The organism is Demequina sp. NBRC 110053, from assembly GCF_002090095.1.
Lineage (GTDB): Bacteria > Actinomycetota > Actinomycetes > Actinomycetales > Demequinaceae > Demequina.
Genome location: NZ_BBRJ01000003.1, coordinates 259,520 through 274,666 on the forward strand (window position 1 = coordinate 259,520; position 15,147 = coordinate 274,666).

The 15,147-nt window shown below is 71.9% G+C and carries 15 protein-coding genes; 4 read left to right on the forward strand and 11 right to left on the reverse strand.

What is annotated here, in order from left to right:
* Nucleotides 1-5 precede the first annotated feature (5 nt).
* The 11 genes from menC to argC all read right to left on the reverse strand — a co-directional run bounded on the left by menC (nucleotide 6) and on the right by argC (nucleotide 11,929).
* Nucleotides 6-1,136, reverse strand: a complete 1,131-nt coding sequence (gene menC, locus B7K22_RS10345) for an o-succinylbenzoate synthase (protein WP_234983461.1) — start codon at nucleotides 1,134-1,136, stop codon at nucleotides 6-8.
* A complete protein-coding gene (locus B7K22_RS10350) occupies nucleotides 1,133-2,014 on the reverse strand; it encodes a hypothetical protein (protein WP_084040168.1) in 882 nt (293 codons plus the stop codon). The genes menC and B7K22_RS10350 overlap by 4 nt, the downstream gene beginning before the upstream one ends.
* Entirely contained in the window at nucleotides 2,014-3,180 is a 1,167-nt protein-coding gene (locus B7K22_RS10355; protein WP_234983462.1) for a M20/M25/M40 family metallo-hydrolase, read from the reverse strand. The genes B7K22_RS10350 and B7K22_RS10355 overlap by 1 nt, the downstream gene beginning before the upstream one ends.
* A gap of 238 nt (nucleotides 3,181-3,418) precedes the next feature.
* Nucleotides 3,419-4,864, reverse strand: coding sequence for an argininosuccinate lyase (argH, locus tag B7K22_RS10360; RefSeq protein ID WP_084040169.1), 1,446 nt, complete (start codon nucleotides 4,862-4,864; stop codon nucleotides 3,419-3,421).
* Nucleotides 4,865-4,866: 2 nt separating this feature from the next.
* Nucleotides 4,867-6,069, reverse strand: a complete 1,203-nt coding sequence (locus tag B7K22_RS10365; protein WP_084040170.1) for an argininosuccinate synthase — start codon at nucleotides 6,067-6,069, stop codon at nucleotides 4,867-4,869.
* 49 nt (nucleotides 6,070-6,118) lie between these two features.
* On the reverse strand, nucleotides 6,119-6,610 hold the full coding sequence (argR, locus tag B7K22_RS10370; protein WP_084040171.1) for an arginine repressor: 492 nt from the start codon (nucleotides 6,608-6,610) through the stop codon (nucleotides 6,119-6,121).
* The gene (argF, locus tag B7K22_RS10375) at nucleotides 6,610-7,539 is read right to left on the reverse strand and encodes an ornithine carbamoyltransferase (RefSeq protein ID WP_084040172.1); all 930 of its coding nucleotides are present in this window, start codon (nucleotides 7,537-7,539) and stop codon (nucleotides 6,610-6,612) included. The genes argR and argF overlap by 1 nt, the downstream gene beginning before the upstream one ends.
* Nucleotides 7,536-8,792: an acetylornithine transaminase gene (locus B7K22_RS10380; protein ID WP_084040173.1), complete on the reverse strand. Its 1,257-nt coding sequence runs from the start codon at nucleotides 8,790-8,792 to the stop codon at nucleotides 7,536-7,538. The genes argF and B7K22_RS10380 overlap by 4 nt, the downstream gene beginning before the upstream one ends.
* Before the next feature lies 1 nt (nucleotide 8,793).
* Entirely contained in the window at nucleotides 8,794-9,711 is a 918-nt protein-coding gene (gene argB / locus B7K22_RS10385; protein ID WP_084040174.1) for an acetylglutamate kinase, read from the reverse strand.
* Entirely contained in the window at nucleotides 9,708-10,883 is a 1,176-nt protein-coding gene (argJ, locus tag B7K22_RS10390; protein ID WP_084040175.1) for a bifunctional glutamate N-acetyltransferase/amino-acid acetyltransferase ArgJ, read from the reverse strand. Before argJ ends, argB begins: the two co-directional genes overlap by 4 nt.
* A complete protein-coding gene (argC, locus tag B7K22_RS10395; protein WP_084040176.1) occupies nucleotides 10,880-11,929 on the reverse strand; it encodes an N-acetyl-gamma-glutamyl-phosphate reductase in 1,050 nt (349 codons plus the stop codon). Before argC ends, argJ begins: the two co-directional genes overlap by 4 nt.
* An 89-nt stretch (nucleotides 11,930-12,018) precedes the next feature.
* On the opposite strand from argC, the gene B7K22_RS10400 reads away from it, so the two are divergent.
* The 4 genes from B7K22_RS10400 to B7K22_RS10415 all read left to right on the forward strand — a co-directional run bounded on the left by B7K22_RS10400 (nucleotide 12,019) and on the right by B7K22_RS10415 (nucleotide 15,122).
* Complete coding sequence (locus B7K22_RS10400; RefSeq protein ID WP_084040177.1) at nucleotides 12,019-13,002, forward strand: quinone oxidoreductase; 984 nt, start codon at nucleotides 12,019-12,021, stop codon at nucleotides 13,000-13,002.
* A gap of 161 nt (nucleotides 13,003-13,163) precedes the next feature.
* Nucleotides 13,164-13,676 (forward strand): GNAT family N-acetyltransferase, encoded by a 513-nt coding sequence (locus B7K22_RS10405; protein ID WP_159448843.1) that lies wholly within the window; start codon nucleotides 13,164-13,166, stop codon nucleotides 13,674-13,676.
* The gene (locus B7K22_RS10410) at nucleotides 13,673-14,014 is read left to right on the forward strand and encodes a YciI family protein (RefSeq protein WP_084040179.1); all 342 of its coding nucleotides are present in this window, start codon (nucleotides 13,673-13,675) and stop codon (nucleotides 14,012-14,014) included. The genes B7K22_RS10405 and B7K22_RS10410 overlap by 4 nt, the downstream gene beginning before the upstream one ends.
* 61 nt (nucleotides 14,015-14,075) lie before the next feature.
* Entirely contained in the window at nucleotides 14,076-15,122 is a 1,047-nt protein-coding gene (locus B7K22_RS10415; protein WP_084040180.1) for an NAD-dependent epimerase/dehydratase family protein, read from the forward strand.
* The last annotated feature ends 25 nt before the right edge of the window (nucleotides 15,123-15,147 follow it).

Genomic DNA, 15,147 nt, shown 5'->3' on the forward strand with positions numbered 1-15,147 from the left:
GCCGCCTAGGCGAGCCGCACCACGCGCGACCCGACCTCGAACTCGACGAGCGCATCGGCGTTGGGCTGTTCGCACAGCCCAGGGAAGGTCGGCACGGCGATGTGCCCGTCCTCGATCGCGAACGGCGTGGTGAGGTCCCGCTCGTAGAACCGCGCAGACCCCGAGATGTCGCCTGGCAGCGTGAAGCCTGGGAGCGCGGCCAGGGCCGCGTTCGCGCCGCGCGCCAGTCCCGTCTCGAGCATGCCGCCGCACCACACGGCAGTGCCGTGCGCGCGCGCGAGATCGTGGATGCGCACGGACTCGAGGTAGCCGCCCACCCGCGAGGGCTTGATGTTGATGACGGCCGCGGCGCCCAGCGCTATGGCGTCCGCGGCGGAGGCGGCAGACACCACTGACTCGTCGAGGCACATGGGCGTGGACATGAGGCGCGCGAGCTCGGCGTGCTGGCGGATGTCATCCTCCGCGAGGGGCTGCTCGATCAGCAGCAGGTCGAAGGCGTCGAGGCGGCGCAGCAGTGCGGCGTCCACCAGCGTGTAGGCGGCGTTCGCGTCGACCTGGAGTGGGACGTCGGGGTGGGCCTCGCGCACGGCGCGCACGGGCTCGATGTCCCAGCCGGGCTGGATCTTGAGCTTGACGCGCTGGTAGCCCTCGTCGACGTAGCGCCGCACGACGTCGAGCAGCGCCGGGATCGAGTCCTGGATGCCCACGGACACGCCCGAGGGGACGCGGTCGCGCGTCGCCCCCAGGTAGGTGGCGAAGCTCGTCCCTGCCGCCTTCAGCTGCGCGTCGAGCACGGCGGCCTCGAGCGCAGCCTTGGCCATGCGGTGGCCGACGACGGCCTCGAGGTGGGCGCCCACCGTCTCCGCCGTGAGGGCGCCGTCCCGCTGGGCGGCCGCGAGGCGCGGCAGCAGGAAGCGCTCGGTGACGTCCATCGCGCCGGCCGCATACTCCTCGGAGTACACCGGCTCAGCGAGCGCCCCGCACTCGCCCCACCCGGTGACCTCGGCGCCGTTCACGCGCGCCGCCACCTCGACCGCGACGAGGGTGCGCGCCGTCTGAGTCGAGAAGGACGTGGTGAAGGGGGAGACGAGCGGGATGCGCAGCTCGCGCAGCGTGACGTGGTCGATCTGGATCATGGTCGTCCCAAGAGGTAGTGGTGGTCGTGGAAGCCGGTCACGCGCCAGCCGCGATCGAGCAGGGGCACCATCGCGCCGCGCACGGCGCCGCGCCAACGGGCGGCGCTCTCAGGGCGCTCACGCCGCAGCGCCTCGATGTCGGGCGGGACGGCGATGGCGATCTCCGGTGCGCTCGGGTCCGGCACGCGGACGCGGGGGTCGCCGCTGGAGCCCGGCTCGAGGGCCGATGCGCTGGCCGAGTGCCGCTCGCGGTGGGGCGGTGTCTGATCGCGCGCGACAGCGTCGGGCCGGGCGGCTTCGGTGCTCGCTGCTGGTGGGCGGGTCGGGAGTGGCTTGTCGAGCCGCCACGCGGCGAGCAGCCGATCGCTCCCCTGCCCCGCATTCACGCCGTCGCTCATCTCGCCATAGAAGTCGACGAGGTACTCGTCGATGTCGACGCCGAGTCGCTCGATGTTGAACGCCGCGTTGCGGGACACGAGCGGGTCGAAGGTCCAGGTGATGCGGGTGAGCCCGCGCTCGAGAGCCCAGGCACGCTGGTGAAGCTTCATCGCCATGCCGACGCCGCGCCGCTCGGTGCCCGGCGCGACTCCGGCGACATGGGAGTGGAGCGCCTGGCCCAGCGGCTGGGCGAAGTAGCCGACGCACGCGCCCACCATCCGATCGGGCTCTCCGGCGGCGAAGGCACCGGCGACGTAGGCGCCGCTGTGCTCGAGAGCGACCATCAGCGGCGGCTCGATCGTCGGGTTGCCCCAGATCGCCGTGAGCAGTCGCGCGGCCTGCGCGACCTCGCCGGCACGCAGGGCGCGCACCTCGACCGCGGCGCGGCGGGCTGCGGAATCGGCGTCGCTGCGCGCTCGTGCGGCGTGCTCGACGGCCATCATCCTCCCGCCCCCGATGCAGGCAGGCCCAGCAGGTCCTCGACCAGGAGCGCGACCAGCGCCGTCCGCTGCGCGACATGCTCGATGATCACGTGCTCGTCGTCCGCGTGGGCGCCGCCGCCCACGCCGCCCAGACCGTCGAGCGTCGCGACTCCCAGCCCAGCGGTGAAGTTGCCGTCGGATGCGCCGCCCACGGCGCACTCGGCGAGGTCCTCGATGTCCGCCGCGGGCGCCACGCGCTGCGCGCGCTCGTACAGCGCGGCCGCCATCGCGTGCTCGAGCGGCGGGCGGTTGATCCCGCCCTCCACCGCGATCCGAGCGCCATCGGCGCCGGGGTCGAGCGCCCGCATCGCCGTGTCGACGCGCTCGAGCTCGGCGGCCGTGCGTGCGCGCACGTCCACATCGACGGATGCCGTGGCCGGCACCGTGTTGAGCGTGGTGCCGATCCGTCCCGAGGTGGGCGTCACGGTGGTGCCGATGGCGGCCTTGGACAGCGCCGCGATCGCGTGGATCTGATGCGCGATCTCGACGCCCGCGTTGATGCCGCGCTCGGGCTCGAGGCCCGCATGGGCCGCACGGCCCACCGCGGTGACGGTGTACATCGAGGTGCCCTTGCGCTCGGTCTTGAGCGCGCCGCCCGGTCCGGACGCCTCGAGCACCAGCACCGCATCCGCGTGGCGCGCCTCGTCCTCGAGCAGGTCGCGCGAGCGCGTGGACCCCGTCTCCTCGTCGCCGGTGACGAGCAGCGTCACGCCGGCCACCGCATCGGCGCCATGGCGGTGGGCGAGCGCGGCGAGGGCGTGGGTCGCCTGCACGAGGCCGATCGCCATGTCGAAGCACCCGGGGCCGCGCAGGACTCCGTCCTCCATCGAGAACGGCAGGCGCTCCAGGGATCCGAGCGGCCAGACCGTGTCGTGGTGGCCGAGCAGCAGCACGCGCGTGGGGCCGCCGCCCCAGCGCAGGGTGGTCGCGCCATCCACGGTGATGCGCTGCGGGTCTGCTGGCAGGCCCGCCTCCGCGAGGCGAGCGCCGAGGACCTCGGCCGTGACATCGGCGCTGCGGGCGTTCGCCTCGGCGTCCTCGGACGGCGACTCGCACTCGATCAGGCGGCGCACGTCCTCGAGCATCGCTGGCAGTCGAGCCTGGCAGTCGTCGAGCAGGGTCACCGTGCCATCGTGTCAGATGCTCCGTGTCCGACGTGTTTCACGGCCGCGGCGCTCAGCCACCATCAGGTGACGGAGCACACCTGAAGGCGACGGCCAGCCATCTGGACGCCGGGGGGCGACGGGGCCGGGCGCCAAGCGGGCTTGCTGCGCCGAGAATCTCCTCATGCGGCGCGCCGGTGGGCCGAGAACGACACTCACTGCCTCATAGGGCGCTCAGGCAGGAGGGTGTGGTGGGGGGCTAGGACGCGGCGAGGGACCAGGGGCGGAAGTGCCGGACGCGTGCCCGCGCCGCCTTGCCCTGCTCGATCACCCGCGCGGGCGCCGTGCCGCCGAGCCCGTCGCGCGCGGCGAGCGAGCCCTCGACTGTGAGCACGTCGCGCACCGACCCGTCGAGCCGCGGGTGAATCTCCGCCAGCTCGTCGTCGGTGAGCTCGTGGAGCTCCTTGTCGCGCTTCTCGCACAGCCGCACGCAGGCGCCAGCCACCTCGTGCGCCTCGCGGAACGGCACGCCCTTCTTGACGAGCCACTCGGCGATGTCGGTCGCGAGCGAGAACCCCGCCGGTGCGAGCTCGGCCATCCGGTCGGCCCTGATGACCAGCGTGCGCACCATGCCGGCGAAGGCCGGGAGCAGCACCTCGAGGGTCTCGACGGCGTCGAAGCCGGGCTCGTGGACCTCCTGGATGTCACGGTTGTACGCGAGCGGCAGACCCTTGAGAGTCGCGAGCAGGCCGGTGAGGTCGCCGATGAGCCGGCCCGCCTTGCCGCGCGCGAGCTCCGCGATGTCGGGGTTCTTCTTCTGCGGCATGATGCTCGACCCGGTCGAGTAGGCGTCGTCGAGCCCGGCGAAGCCGAACTCCACGGTGGCCCACGCGATGACCTCCTCGGAGATCCGCGACAGGTCCACGCCGATCATCGCGGCGACCCACAGGAACTCGGCGACAACGTCGCGCGAGGCGGTCGCGTCGATCGAGTTCTCCATGGGTCCGACGAAGCCGAGCTCGTCCGCGACGCCCTGCGGGTCCAGCCCCAGGGTCGAGCCGGCGAGCGCACCCGCCCCATACGGGCTGAAGGCCGCGCGGGCGTCCCAGTCGGTGAGCCGCTCGACGTCCCTCAGCAGCGGCCACGCGTGCGCGAGCAGGTGGTGGCCGATGGTCACCGGCTGCGCGTGCTGGAAGTGCGTGCGCCCCGGCATGGGATCGCCGATGTGGCGGTCGGCCTGCGCGAGCAGCGCGTCCACGACATCCAGCAGCTGGGAGGCGATCAGGCGTGCGTGCCGGCGCAGGTACATGCGCGACAGGGTCGCGATCTGGTCGTTGCGCGAGCGGCCGGCGCGCAGCTTGCCGCCCACGTCGGCGCCGATGCGCTCGATGAGTATCCGCTCGAGCGCGCCGTGGACGTCCTCGTCGGACTCCGACGGGCCCAAGCGGCCAGCGGCGTTGTCCTCGCGCATCCGCTGAAGCGCGTCCACCATGGTGGACGCCTCATCGTCGGTCAGCAGTCCGGCACGCTGCAGCGCGTGCGCATGCGCGATCGAACCGCGCAGGTCGTCGTCGGCGTACCGCCAGTCGAACTGGGTCGACTTGGACAGCGCCGCGAGCGCATCGGCCGGGCCGCCGGCGAACCGGCCGCCCCACAGGGCCCCTTCGACGGTGGAACCCTGACCCGTGCCGGACTGCTCGGACATGCCTATCCCTTCAGGCGCGCCTCGCGCGCGGCGGCCTGCTTCGCGGCGAGGCCGTAGATCTCGATGAACCCGCGCGCGGCCGTCTGGTCGAACGCGTCCCCCTCATCGTAGGTCGCGAGGTTGAAGTCGTAGAGGCCGGTCTCGGAACGGCGGCCCGTGACCGTCGCGCGCCCGCCGTGCAGCACCATCCGCACGTCACCCGAGACGTACTCCTGCGTGTCGAGGATGAACGTGTCGAGCGACTTCTTGAGCGGCGAGGACCACATGCCGTCGTAGACCAGTTCGCCCCACTTCTGCTCGACGCCGCGCTTGAAGCGGGCCTGCTCGCGCTCGAGGGTGACGTTCTCGAGCTCGCGGTGAGCCTCGATGAGCGCGATCGCGCCGGGCGCCTCGTACACCTCGCGCGACTTGATGCCGACGAGGCGGTCCTCGACGATGTCGATGCGGCCCACGCCGTGGGTGCCCGCGCGCTTGTTGAGCTGCTCGATGGCCTGCAAGGGAGTGACAGCCGAGCCGTCGATCGCGACCGGGATGCCGCGCTCGAACGTGATGATGACCTCGTCGGGCACCGGCGGGAAGGCGGGGTCGTCCGTGTAGTTGTAGACGTCCTTGGTGGGCGCGTTCCAGATGTCCTCGAGGAAGCCGGTCTCGATCGCGCGGCCCCACACGTTCTGGTCGATCGAGAACGGGTTGGACTTGGTGGTCTCGATGGGCAGCTCGTGGCGGCCGGCATACTCGATGGCCTTGTCGCGCGTCAGCGCCAGGTCGCGCACGGGCGCGATGCACTTCAGGTCCGGGGCGATCGAGGTGATGCCCACCTCGAAGCGCACCTGGTCGTTGCCCTTGCCCGTGCAACCGTGCGAGACCGTGGTCGCGCCGAACTCGCGCGCGGCGGCCACCAGGTGCTTGACGATGACGGGCCGCGACAGGCCCGACACCAGCGGGTACTTGTCCTGATACAGGCCGTTGGCCTGCAGCGCGGGCATGCAGTACTCCTCGGCGAACTCGTCGCGGGCGTCCGCGACGTAGGCCTCGACAGCGCCGCAGTCGAGCGCGCGCTGGCGGATCACCTCGAGATCCTCGCCGCCCTGGCCGACGTCCACCGCCACGGCGATGACCTCGGCTCCCGTCGCATCGGCGATCCAGCCGATCGCCACGGACGTGTCCAGCCCGCCCGAATACGCGAGCACAACCCTGTCTGTCATGTGTGTTGCTTCCTTCTGCCTTGTGGTCACTTCTGGTGTCGAAGAGGTGTCAGTGGTGCGCAGCGCGCGCCGCTCGGTCGAGGAACTTCTGGGCGAGCCGCAGGCCCCCATCCGGCTCGCGGGTGATGATCATGAGCGTGTCGTCGCCGGCGACGGTGCCGACGATGTCCCCGTCGTCGTGGCTGTCGATCGCGCTCGCGAGGTACTGCGCGGCGCCAGACGGAGTGCGGATGACCGTCAGGTTCGCGGAGCCGTCGGCGCTGAACAGCAGCTCGCCGCACAGCCGGGTGAGGCGCTGCTCGGTGTCCTCGCCGGCGGACATCGTCTCGCTGGTCGCGTACACGTGACCGCCGTGCACGCCGCGCACCTTCACCGCGCCGATATCGACCAGGTCGCGCGACAGCGTCGCCTGGGTGACGGTAATCCCCTGCGCCTCCAGGCGCACGGCGAGCTCGCCCTGCGAGTGGATGGGCTCGGCCTCGATCAGGCGCCGGATGAGCGCCTGGCGCGCTGCCTTGGTCGCGGGGATCGTCTGGGTCATCACCGCTCCACCAGCCAGCTCAGCACCGCCTTCTGGGCGTGCAGGCGGTACTCGGCCTCAAGCCACACGAGCGACTGCTCGCCGTCGAGGACCGATGCGGTGATCTCCTTGCCGCGGTAGGCGGGCAGGCAGTGCAGCACGTGGGCGCCAGGGGCGGCGAGCTCGAGCGAGCGCGCGTTCACCTGGTAGGGCGAGAACGCCGCCTCGCGCTCGGCCTTCTGGGCCTCGTCTCCCATGGACACCCACGTGTCCGTGGCGATGATGTCCGCGCCGCTGACGGCGTCATCGGCGCTGTGGGTCACGGTGACCGAGCCGCCGGTGGACTCGGCGATCTGCTCGGCCTTGGCGACCACCTCGGCGTCGGGCAGGTAGCCGTCCGGGGTGCCGATGCGCACGTGCAGGCCGGCGGTCGCCCCGCCCAGCAGATAGCTCTGCGCCATGTTGTTGGCCCCGTCCCCCACGTACGCGAGGTCGAGCCCGGCAAGGGCGCCCACGCCGCCCCGCGCATCGGCGACCGCGGCGAGATCCGCGAGGATCTGGCACGGGTGGAAGGAGTCGGTGAGCGCGTTGATGACCGGCACCGACGAGTGCGCCGCCATCTCCTCGATCAGGCGCTGGCCGTACGTGCGCCACACGATCGCGCTGACCTGCCGCTCGAGCACACGCGCGGTGTCAGCGACGGACTCGCCGCGGCCCATCTGCGAGGTGCCGGTGTCGAGCACGAGCGGGTAGCCCCCGAGCTCCGCGACTCCCGCCGAGAACGACACCCTCGTGCGGGTCGAGTGCTTGTCGAAGATGATCGCGACGGCCTTAGGGCCGACGAAGGGCTGGACCTTGTAGCGATCGGCCCTCAGCTCGAGGGCGAGCTCGAGCACCTCGCGCTGCTCGGTGGGGCTGAGGTCGTCGTCGCGCAGCAGATGCCGGGTCATGGCGTGCCTCCGTCGCTCGCCGACTCCGCGGCCAGGGGATGCGCCTCAAAATGGCCCTCGAGCCACGTCAGGAAGGTGTCGGCCTCGGCGGTCGTGAGCGTGAGCGCCGGGATGAGTCGCAGCGTGTCGGGCGACGGCGGGTTGACGATGAAGCCCGCCGCGACCGCCGCCTGGGCGATCTCAGCGGACTGGGGCGCCGCCAGGCCCACGCCGAGCATGAGCCCCTCGCCGCGCACCTCGACCACGCCGTCCATCGCCTCGAGGCGCTCGCGGAGGTGAGCGCCCACCGCCTTGACGTTGGCGATGAGGTCCTCGTCCTCGATGACCCGCAGCGTCGCGAGCGCCGCCGCTGCCGCGAGCGCATTGCCGCCGAAGGTCGTGCCGTGCTCCCCCTTGCCGAGCATCGCGCCTGGCCCGTCGCCGAAGGCGACGAGCGCGCCGATGGGGAACCCGCCGCCCAGGCCCTTCGCGAGCGTCATGACGTCCGGCTGGATGCCGTGCAGCTGGTGGGCGAACCACGCGCCCGTGCGGGCCACGCCGGTCTGGACCTCGTCGAGGATCAGCAGCGCATCATGGCGCCGGGTGAGCGTCCGCGCGAGCGCCAGGTAGGCGTGCGAGAGGGGGATCACGCCGGCCTCGCCCTGGATGGGCTCGACGACGATCGCCGACAGGTCGGCCGCGTGCTCCGTGACGGCGGCCCGCAGCGCCTCCTCGTCGTTCGGCGGCACGAACACGACGTCGCCGATGAGGGGCGCGAACGGAGCGCGGTACGCCTCCTTGTGCGTCAGCGCCAGCGCACCCGTCGAGCGGCCATGGAAGCCGCCCTCGAGCGCGATGATGGTGCCCTTGCCGGTCTTGCGGGCCATCTTGATGGCGGCCTCGTTGGCCTCCGTGCCGGAGTTCGCGAAGAACACCCGCGAGCCGGACGGCGCATGGGCGAGGTCGAGCAGCCTCTCGGCGAGCGCGATCTGCGGCTCCGTGGCGAAGAAGTTCGAGGTGTGCGACAGCGTGGCCGCCTGCGAGGCGATCGCCTCGACCCAGGCGGGGTGGCCGTGGCCGAGCGCGTTGACCGCGATGCCGCCCAGCAGGTCGAGGTAGCGATTGCCGTCGGCGTCCCAGACGTACGAGCCCTCTCCCCTGGTGAGCACGCGCATCGGCACCCCGAAGGTGCCCATGATCGCGTGACTGTAGCGCTGGAGGTCGACCGCACCCTTCTCGAGGCCCGCCTCCCCGTGATTCGACAGATCGGTCATGTCAGCCCCACAGGTCCACGTCGTCCGGCCGGACCATGGTGCCGATTCCGGAGGTGGTGAAGATCTCGGACAGCAGCGAGTGCTGCTCGCGCCCGTCGACGATGTGCGCCTGGGGCACGCCGCCGCGCACGGCCCGCAGGCAGGCCTCCATCTTGGGCACCATGCCGGAGGCGAGGGACGGCAGCAGCTTCTCGACGTCGGTCGCATGGATGCGTCGCACGAGCGAGTCGCGGTCGGGCCAGTTCGCGTATAGACCCTCGACGTCGGTGAGCATGATGAGCTTGCGTGCGCGCAGGGCGACGGCGATCGCCGCCGCGGCGGTGTCCGCGTTGACGTTGAGCACCGTCGTCGGGTCGTCCATGTCGGGCGCGACGGTGCTGACCACGGGGATGCGACCGGCGGCGATGATGTCCTCGACGGCCGCGGGGTTGACCTTGATGACGTCGCCGACCTGGCCGACGTCGACGAGCTTGCCGTCGATCTCGGCGTGGCGACGCTTGGCCTGCAGCAGGCCCGCGTCCTCGCCCGACAGGCCCACCGCGAGCGGGCCGTGGTCGTTGATGAGGCCGACGAGCTCGCGCGACACCGAGCCGGTGAGGACCATGCGCACCACGTCCATCGCCTCGGGCGTGGTCACGCGCAGGCCGCCCCTGAACTCGGACTCGATGCCCAGCTTGTTCAGCATCTCGGAGATCTGGGGGCCGCCGCCGTGCACGACGACGGGGAACAGGCCCAGCAGCCGCAGGTGCACGATGTCCTGGGCGAAGGCCGCCTTCAGGGTGTCGTCGATCATGGCGTTGCCGCCGTACTTGATCACGACGGTCGCGCCCTTGAAGGACTCGATCCACGGCATCGCGTCGATGAGGACGCCCACCTTCTGGGAGGGCGTCAGGTCGGGATAGTCGAAGTCATGAGTCATGAGGAGTACGCGCTGTTCTCGTGGACGTAGTCGTGGGTGAGGTCGTTGGTCCAGACCGTGGCGGACGCGACGCCCGCCTTGAGGTCGACCACCACGTGCACCTCGCGGCCGCTCAGGTCGACGAGGTCGCGATCGTCCCCCACGCCGGCGTCGCGGCACACCTGGACGCCGTTGACGGAGACGTCGATGGTGCGGGGGTCGAAGGGCGCCACCGACTCCGGCACGGTGCCGGCGGCGGAGATGATGCGGCCCCAGTTGGGGTCGTTGCCGAAGATCGCCGTCTTGAAGAGGTTGGAGCGGGTGATGGCCCTCGCGACCGCCTCCGCGGCGGCCTCGGTGGTCGCGTGCTCGACGGTCACGGCGATGTCGTGCGCCGCTCCCTCCGCGTCCGCGACCAGCTGGCGGGACAGGCTCGCCAGGACATCGGTCAGCTCGGCCTCGAAGGCGCTCGCCTCGGGAGAGGCGCCGCTGGCGCCCGAGGCCATCAGCAGGACCGTGTCGTTGGTCGACATGCAGCCGTCGGAGTCGACCCGGTTGAGGGTCCGGGACACGGCTGATGCGAGGGCCGCCTTGGCCGTGGCGGCGTCGATCTGGGCGTCGGTCGTCACGACGCACAGCATGGTCGCCATGCCAGGGGCGAGCATGCCTGCACCCTTCGCCATGCCGCCGACGGTCCAGCCGTCGCGGCCCGCGACGGCGGTCTTCGCGACGGAGTCGGTGGTCATGATGCCCTCGGCGGCGTCCTGGCCGCCGTCCGCGCTCAGCGTGCCCACCGCAGCTTCCGCGCCGGCGAGCAGCGTGTCCATGGGCAGGCGAATGCCGATGAGTCCCGTCGAGCACACGGCGACGTCTCCCGCGCCGACGTCGCGGCCGGTGGCCTGGAGCGCGCCCGCAAGGTGCTCGGCGGTGCGATGCGTGTCCGTGAAGCCCTCTGGCCCCGTGCACGCGTTCGCGCCGCCCGAGTTGAGGATCACGGCGTCTACCCGGCCGTCAGAGGCGACCTCGCGCGACCACGTGACGGGCGCCGCCTCGATGCGGTTGGTGGTGAAGACGCCGGCGGCGACTTTGGACGGGCCGTCGTTCACGACGACGGTGACGTCCTTGGCGCCGGTGCTCTTGATGCCGGCGGCGACCCCGGCGGCGACGAAGCCCTGTGCGGCGGTGACGCTCACGGCGCGACTCCCAGCGTCTGCAGGCCCGTGGTCTCCTCGACCCCGAGCGCGAGGTTCATCGACTGCAGGGCCGCCCCGGCGGTGCCCTTGACGAGGTTGTCGATGGCGCTGATGACGACCACGCGGCCGGCCTTCTGGTCGACGGCGACCTGCACGAGGCAGGTGTTCGCGCCAAGCGTCGCCGCGGTCGTCGGCCACTGGCCCTCCGGCAGCAGGTGGACGAAGGGCTCGTTCTCGTAGGCGGCCTCCCACGCGGCACGCACCTGCGCGGCATCGGCACCCGAGGCGAGGGGTGCCGTCACGGTCGCGAGGATGCCGCGTGCCATCGGCACGAGGGTGGGCGTGAAGCTGATGGTCACGTCCTCGCCGCCCGCGCTGGTGAGGTTCTGCACGATCTCCGGGATGTGGCGGTGCACTCCCCCGACGCCGTACGGGCTCGCCGCGCCCAGACCCTCGGAGGCGAGCAGATGGGTGGCGAGCTTCTTGCCCGCTCCGGAGTATCCGTTGGCGAGCACCGCGACGATGTCTGTCGGGTCGACGACGCCGGCCGCGACGCCGGGCTGGAGGGCGAGGGTGACGGCCGTGACGTTGCAGCCAGGAACGGCGATGCGACGCGATCCTGGCAGGTTGTCCCGTTGGTGGCCGCCTGGCGTGATGAGCTCGGGCATGCCGTACGGCCACGTCCCGGCGTGCTCGCCGCCGTAGTACTCCGCCCATGCCTCCGCGCTCGCGAGGCGGTGGTCGGCGCCGCAGTCGATCACGAGCGTCTCGGGAGGCAGCTGAGCGGCGATCTCGCCGCTCGCTCCGTGCGGGAGGGCCAGCACGACGACGTCGTGCCCGGCGAGCGTCTCGGCGCTCGTCTCCACGATGGTGCGGTCGGCGAGCGATCGCAGGTGCGGCTGGTGCACCCCCACGAGGTCACCCGCCGATGAGTGCGCGGTGAGGGCGCCGAACTCGACGTCGGGGTGCTCGCTGAACACCCGCAGCACCTCGCCGCCCACGTAGCCGGACGCTCCAGAGACAGCCACAGAGATCGTCATGTGCATAACTATACACAGATTTGCATGCGACCATGCGGCGGGTCGTGCGTGCGCATCGGCGCCGAGACTCGAAGCAACCATGACACCATGGCGAGATGAGAGCGATCGTGATCGAGTCTCCCGGTGAGCCGCAGGTGATGGAGGTCGCGGACGTCCCCGACCCGCGCATCGGTCCCCACGAGGTGCTGGTAGACGTCGCGGCCGCGGGCGTCAACTTCATCGACACCTACCAGCGCAGCGGCGTCTACGCGGTCGACATGCCGTTCACGCCGGGCCTCGAGGGCGCCGGCGTCGTCGCCGAGGCGGGAGCCGAGGTCGACTGGACACGCGTGGGTGAGCGCGTCGCCTGGGCCTCCTCTCCCGGCTCCTACGCCGAACGCGTGCGGGTACGCGCCAAGGACTGCTACCGCGTGCCAGACGAGGTCGACCTCGAGGTCGCGGCGGCGCTCATGCTGCAGGGCCTCACGGCGCACTACCTCAGCGCCTCGTCCTTCCCGCTGGAGCCGGGCCACACCGCGCTGATCCACGCGGGCGCCGGTGGCGTCGGCCTGCTGCTGACGCAGCTCGCCGTCGCCCGCGGTGCGCGGGTCATCACCACCGTGTCGACTGACGCCAAGGAGGCGCTGTCGCGCGGCGCCGGCGCCGCCGAGGTGATCCGCTACGACCGGTTCGGCGACATGGGCGCCGAGCTTCCCGCCGCCGTCAGGGGCCTCACCGAGGGACGGGGGGTCGACGTGGTGTACGACGGCGTGGGCGCGTCGACGTTCGAGGCGTCGCTGGCGTCCGTGGCGGTGCGCGGCTCGCTGATCGTGTTCGGGGGCGCATCGGGGCAGGTGCCGCCGTTCGACCTCCAGCGCCTCAACCGCGCGGGTTCCATCACGCTCGGCCGGCCGTCGATGGGTCACTTCCTCAGGACCCCTGAGGAGCGCGCCTGGCGAGCGGGCGAGCTGTTCGAAGCCGTCGCCGCCGGCACGCTGGACATCCGCGTGGGCGCGACGCACCCCCTCGCGGACGCTGCCGCCGCGCACGAGGCGCTCGAGTCCCGACGCACGACGGGCAAGGTGCTGCTGCTCCCCTGACGGCGCGTTCCCGGGCACCGAGCGCGCTGGCGCGCGACGCGCCGCGACAGGCCAGGAGCGGTGTGCGCGGGGGCGGGGTCGCGCGAACGCGGCCGCACGCCGACATGTCGACGTCGCACGCCCGACACGCATCCGTGACATGGGCGCGGCACAATGGCGCCATGCAGAACCTGCGGATGCGTGTGATGCGCGAGGGCGACCTGGATCAGGTGCTCGCGCTCAACACGGCCGCCCACCCTGCGGTCACCACCCTCACCGAGGACCAGATGCGCGCGCTCGTCGGCTGGTGCGACGTCGCGCTGGTGGCCCTCGGACGCGACGGCGCCGTCATCGCCTTCCTGCTGAGCCTGGGGTCCGGCCAGCCCTACGAGTCCGAGAACTACCGGTGGTTCGAGACGCGCGGCGTGCGCCACCAGTACATCGACCGCATCGTCGTGGGCGAAGGCGCCCGCGGCACCGGCGTGGGCCGCGCCATGTACGAGTCCGTCTTCGAACGGGCCCGCGAGCGCGGCGCGACCGAGGTGACGGCGGAGGTCAACGTGCGGCCGGCGAACCCGCGCTCCATCGCCTTCCACGAGCATCTGGGCTTCCGCCAGCTCGCCGAGCAGGAGACGAAGGACGGAGCGGTGCGCGTCGCGCTGCTTGCGCGACCCGTCGACGGGATCGCGCCATGAACCACTACCTCGTGTCGTTCCCCGCCTCCGCGATGGACCTCGACGAGGACGAGCTCCACCAGGCCTCCGTCGACTCCCACGCCGTGGTCGACGAGGCCAAGGCCGCTGGGGTGTGGGTGTTCGGCGGCGGGATCGACCAGAGCGTGCCCACGGTGCTGGTCGACGGGGACGGCGCCTCGGTCGAGGACTCCTACGCCGGCACCACGCAGCTGAACGGCGGCTTCACGGTGCTGCGCACGCGCACGCGCGACGAGGCGCTCGAGTGGGCCGCCCGCATCGCGAGGGCGTGCCGCTGCGCGCAGGAGGTGCGTGTGTTCATGTGGGATCCCGCGAGCTGACCTTCGGGCGTTCTCGGCGCCAGCTCACGACGGGGCCACGCCGTGACCGTAGGCTCGGTCCATGCGCATCCTCATCGTCGGCGGAACCGGACTGATCTCCTCGGAGCTCGCGATCATCGCGGCGCAGGCCGGCGACGACGTGACGCTCGTCAATCGCGGGCGGACCACGGCGGCGGCGACGCCTGCCGGCGCGCGGGTGATCCACGCTGACGCCAAGGACGCCCAGGCTCTGCGCGGGGCTCTGCAGGGGATGCGGCTGCGAGGCGAGCGCTTCGACGCCGTCGTGCAGTTCGTCGCGTTCGACGCCGAGCATGTCGCGCAGGACGTCGAGACCTTCGCGCCGCTCACGGACCGCTACGTGCTCATCGCGACGAGCGCGTCGTACCGCACCATGGATCGGCTGATCCCCACCACCGAGGACACCCCGCAGGAGAACCTCCACTGGGAGTACGCGCGGCTCAAGCAGGCCGCGGAGGCCGCGCTGCACGAGGAAGCCGAGCGCGTGGGGCTGCCGTACGTCATCGTCCGGCCGGCGCACACGTACGGCCCCTCGAAGATCCCCGCGTTCACCGCCAACTCACGGATGCCGTGGACGCTCGTCGACAGGATGCGGCGAGGCGCGGACCTGGTGGTCCCCGGCGACGGCACCTCGCTGTGGACGCTGACTCACGCTCGCGACGTCGCCGCCGGCATCCACGGCCTGCTCGGGGCCGAGGCGGCGCTGGGGCGCGCCGTCCACATCACGTCGGACGAGGCGCTCACCTGGAACGCCATCTATGCGACCATCGCGGACGCCGCCGGCCTCGACCCGGAAGCGTTCGAGCGGCAGCGGGTGTGCGTGCCGTCGGACGCCCTCGTCGCGGCCGCACCGTCGCAGGCCGGCTCGATCTACGGCGACAAGATGCATCCCGCGGTCTACGACACGTCGCTCATCAAGGAGCTCGTGCCGGGGTGGGAGGCACGGATCGCCTTCGCCGACGGCATGCGCGAGGCGGTCGCATGGTTCGAGGCCGACCCCTCGCGGCAGCAGGTCGACGAGGATGCCGACGGGATGCTCGACCGGGTGGCCAGAATCTACCGCGAGGCGCTGCGCGCGGCCGGAGCCTGAACGACGCCGACGGACGATCGGTGGA

Excerpts from the sequence above, each read along its gene's own strand:
- menC (WP_234983461.1), bottom strand. The coding sequence starts at position 1,136 with ATGATCCAGATCGACCACGTCACGCTGCGCGAGCTGCGCATCCCGCTC.
- B7K22_RS10350 (WP_084040168.1), bottom strand. The coding sequence starts at position 2,014 with ATGGCCGTCGAGCACGCCGCACGAGCGCGCAGCGACGCCGATTCCGCA.
- argH (WP_084040169.1), bottom strand. The coding sequence starts at position 4,864 with ATGTCCGAGCAGTCCGGCACGGGTCAGGGTTCCACCGTCGAAGGGGCC.
- B7K22_RS10365 (WP_084040170.1), bottom strand. The coding sequence starts at position 6,069 with ATGACAGACAGGGTTGTGCTCGCGTATTCGGGCGGGCTGGACACGTCC.
- argR (WP_084040171.1), bottom strand. The coding sequence starts at position 6,610 with ATGACCCAGACGATCCCCGCGACCAAGGCAGCGCGCCAGGCGCTCATC.
- argF (WP_084040172.1), bottom strand. The coding sequence starts at position 7,539 with ATGACCCGGCATCTGCTGCGCGACGACGACCTCAGCCCCACCGAGCAG.
- B7K22_RS10380 (WP_084040173.1), bottom strand. The coding sequence starts at position 8,792 with ATGACCGATCTGTCGAATCACGGGGAGGCGGGCCTCGAGAAGGGTGCG.
- argB (WP_084040174.1), bottom strand. The coding sequence starts at position 9,711 with ATGACTCATGACTTCGACTATCCCGACCTGACGCCCTCCCAGAAGGTG.
- argC (WP_084040176.1), bottom strand. The coding sequence starts at position 11,929 with ATGCACATGACGATCTCTGTGGCTGTCTCTGGAGCGTCCGGCTACGTG.
- B7K22_RS10400 (WP_084040177.1), top strand. The coding sequence starts at position 12,019 with ATGAGAGCGATCGTGATCGAGTCTCCCGGTGAGCCGCAGGTGATGGAG.
- B7K22_RS10405 (WP_159448843.1), top strand. The coding sequence starts at position 13,164 with ATGCAGAACCTGCGGATGCGTGTGATGCGCGAGGGCGACCTGGATCAG.
- B7K22_RS10410 (WP_084040179.1), top strand. The coding sequence starts at position 13,673 with ATGAACCACTACCTCGTGTCGTTCCCCGCCTCCGCGATGGACCTCGAC.
- B7K22_RS10415 (WP_084040180.1), top strand. The coding sequence starts at position 14,076 with ATGCGCATCCTCATCGTCGGCGGAACCGGACTGATCTCCTCGGAGCTC.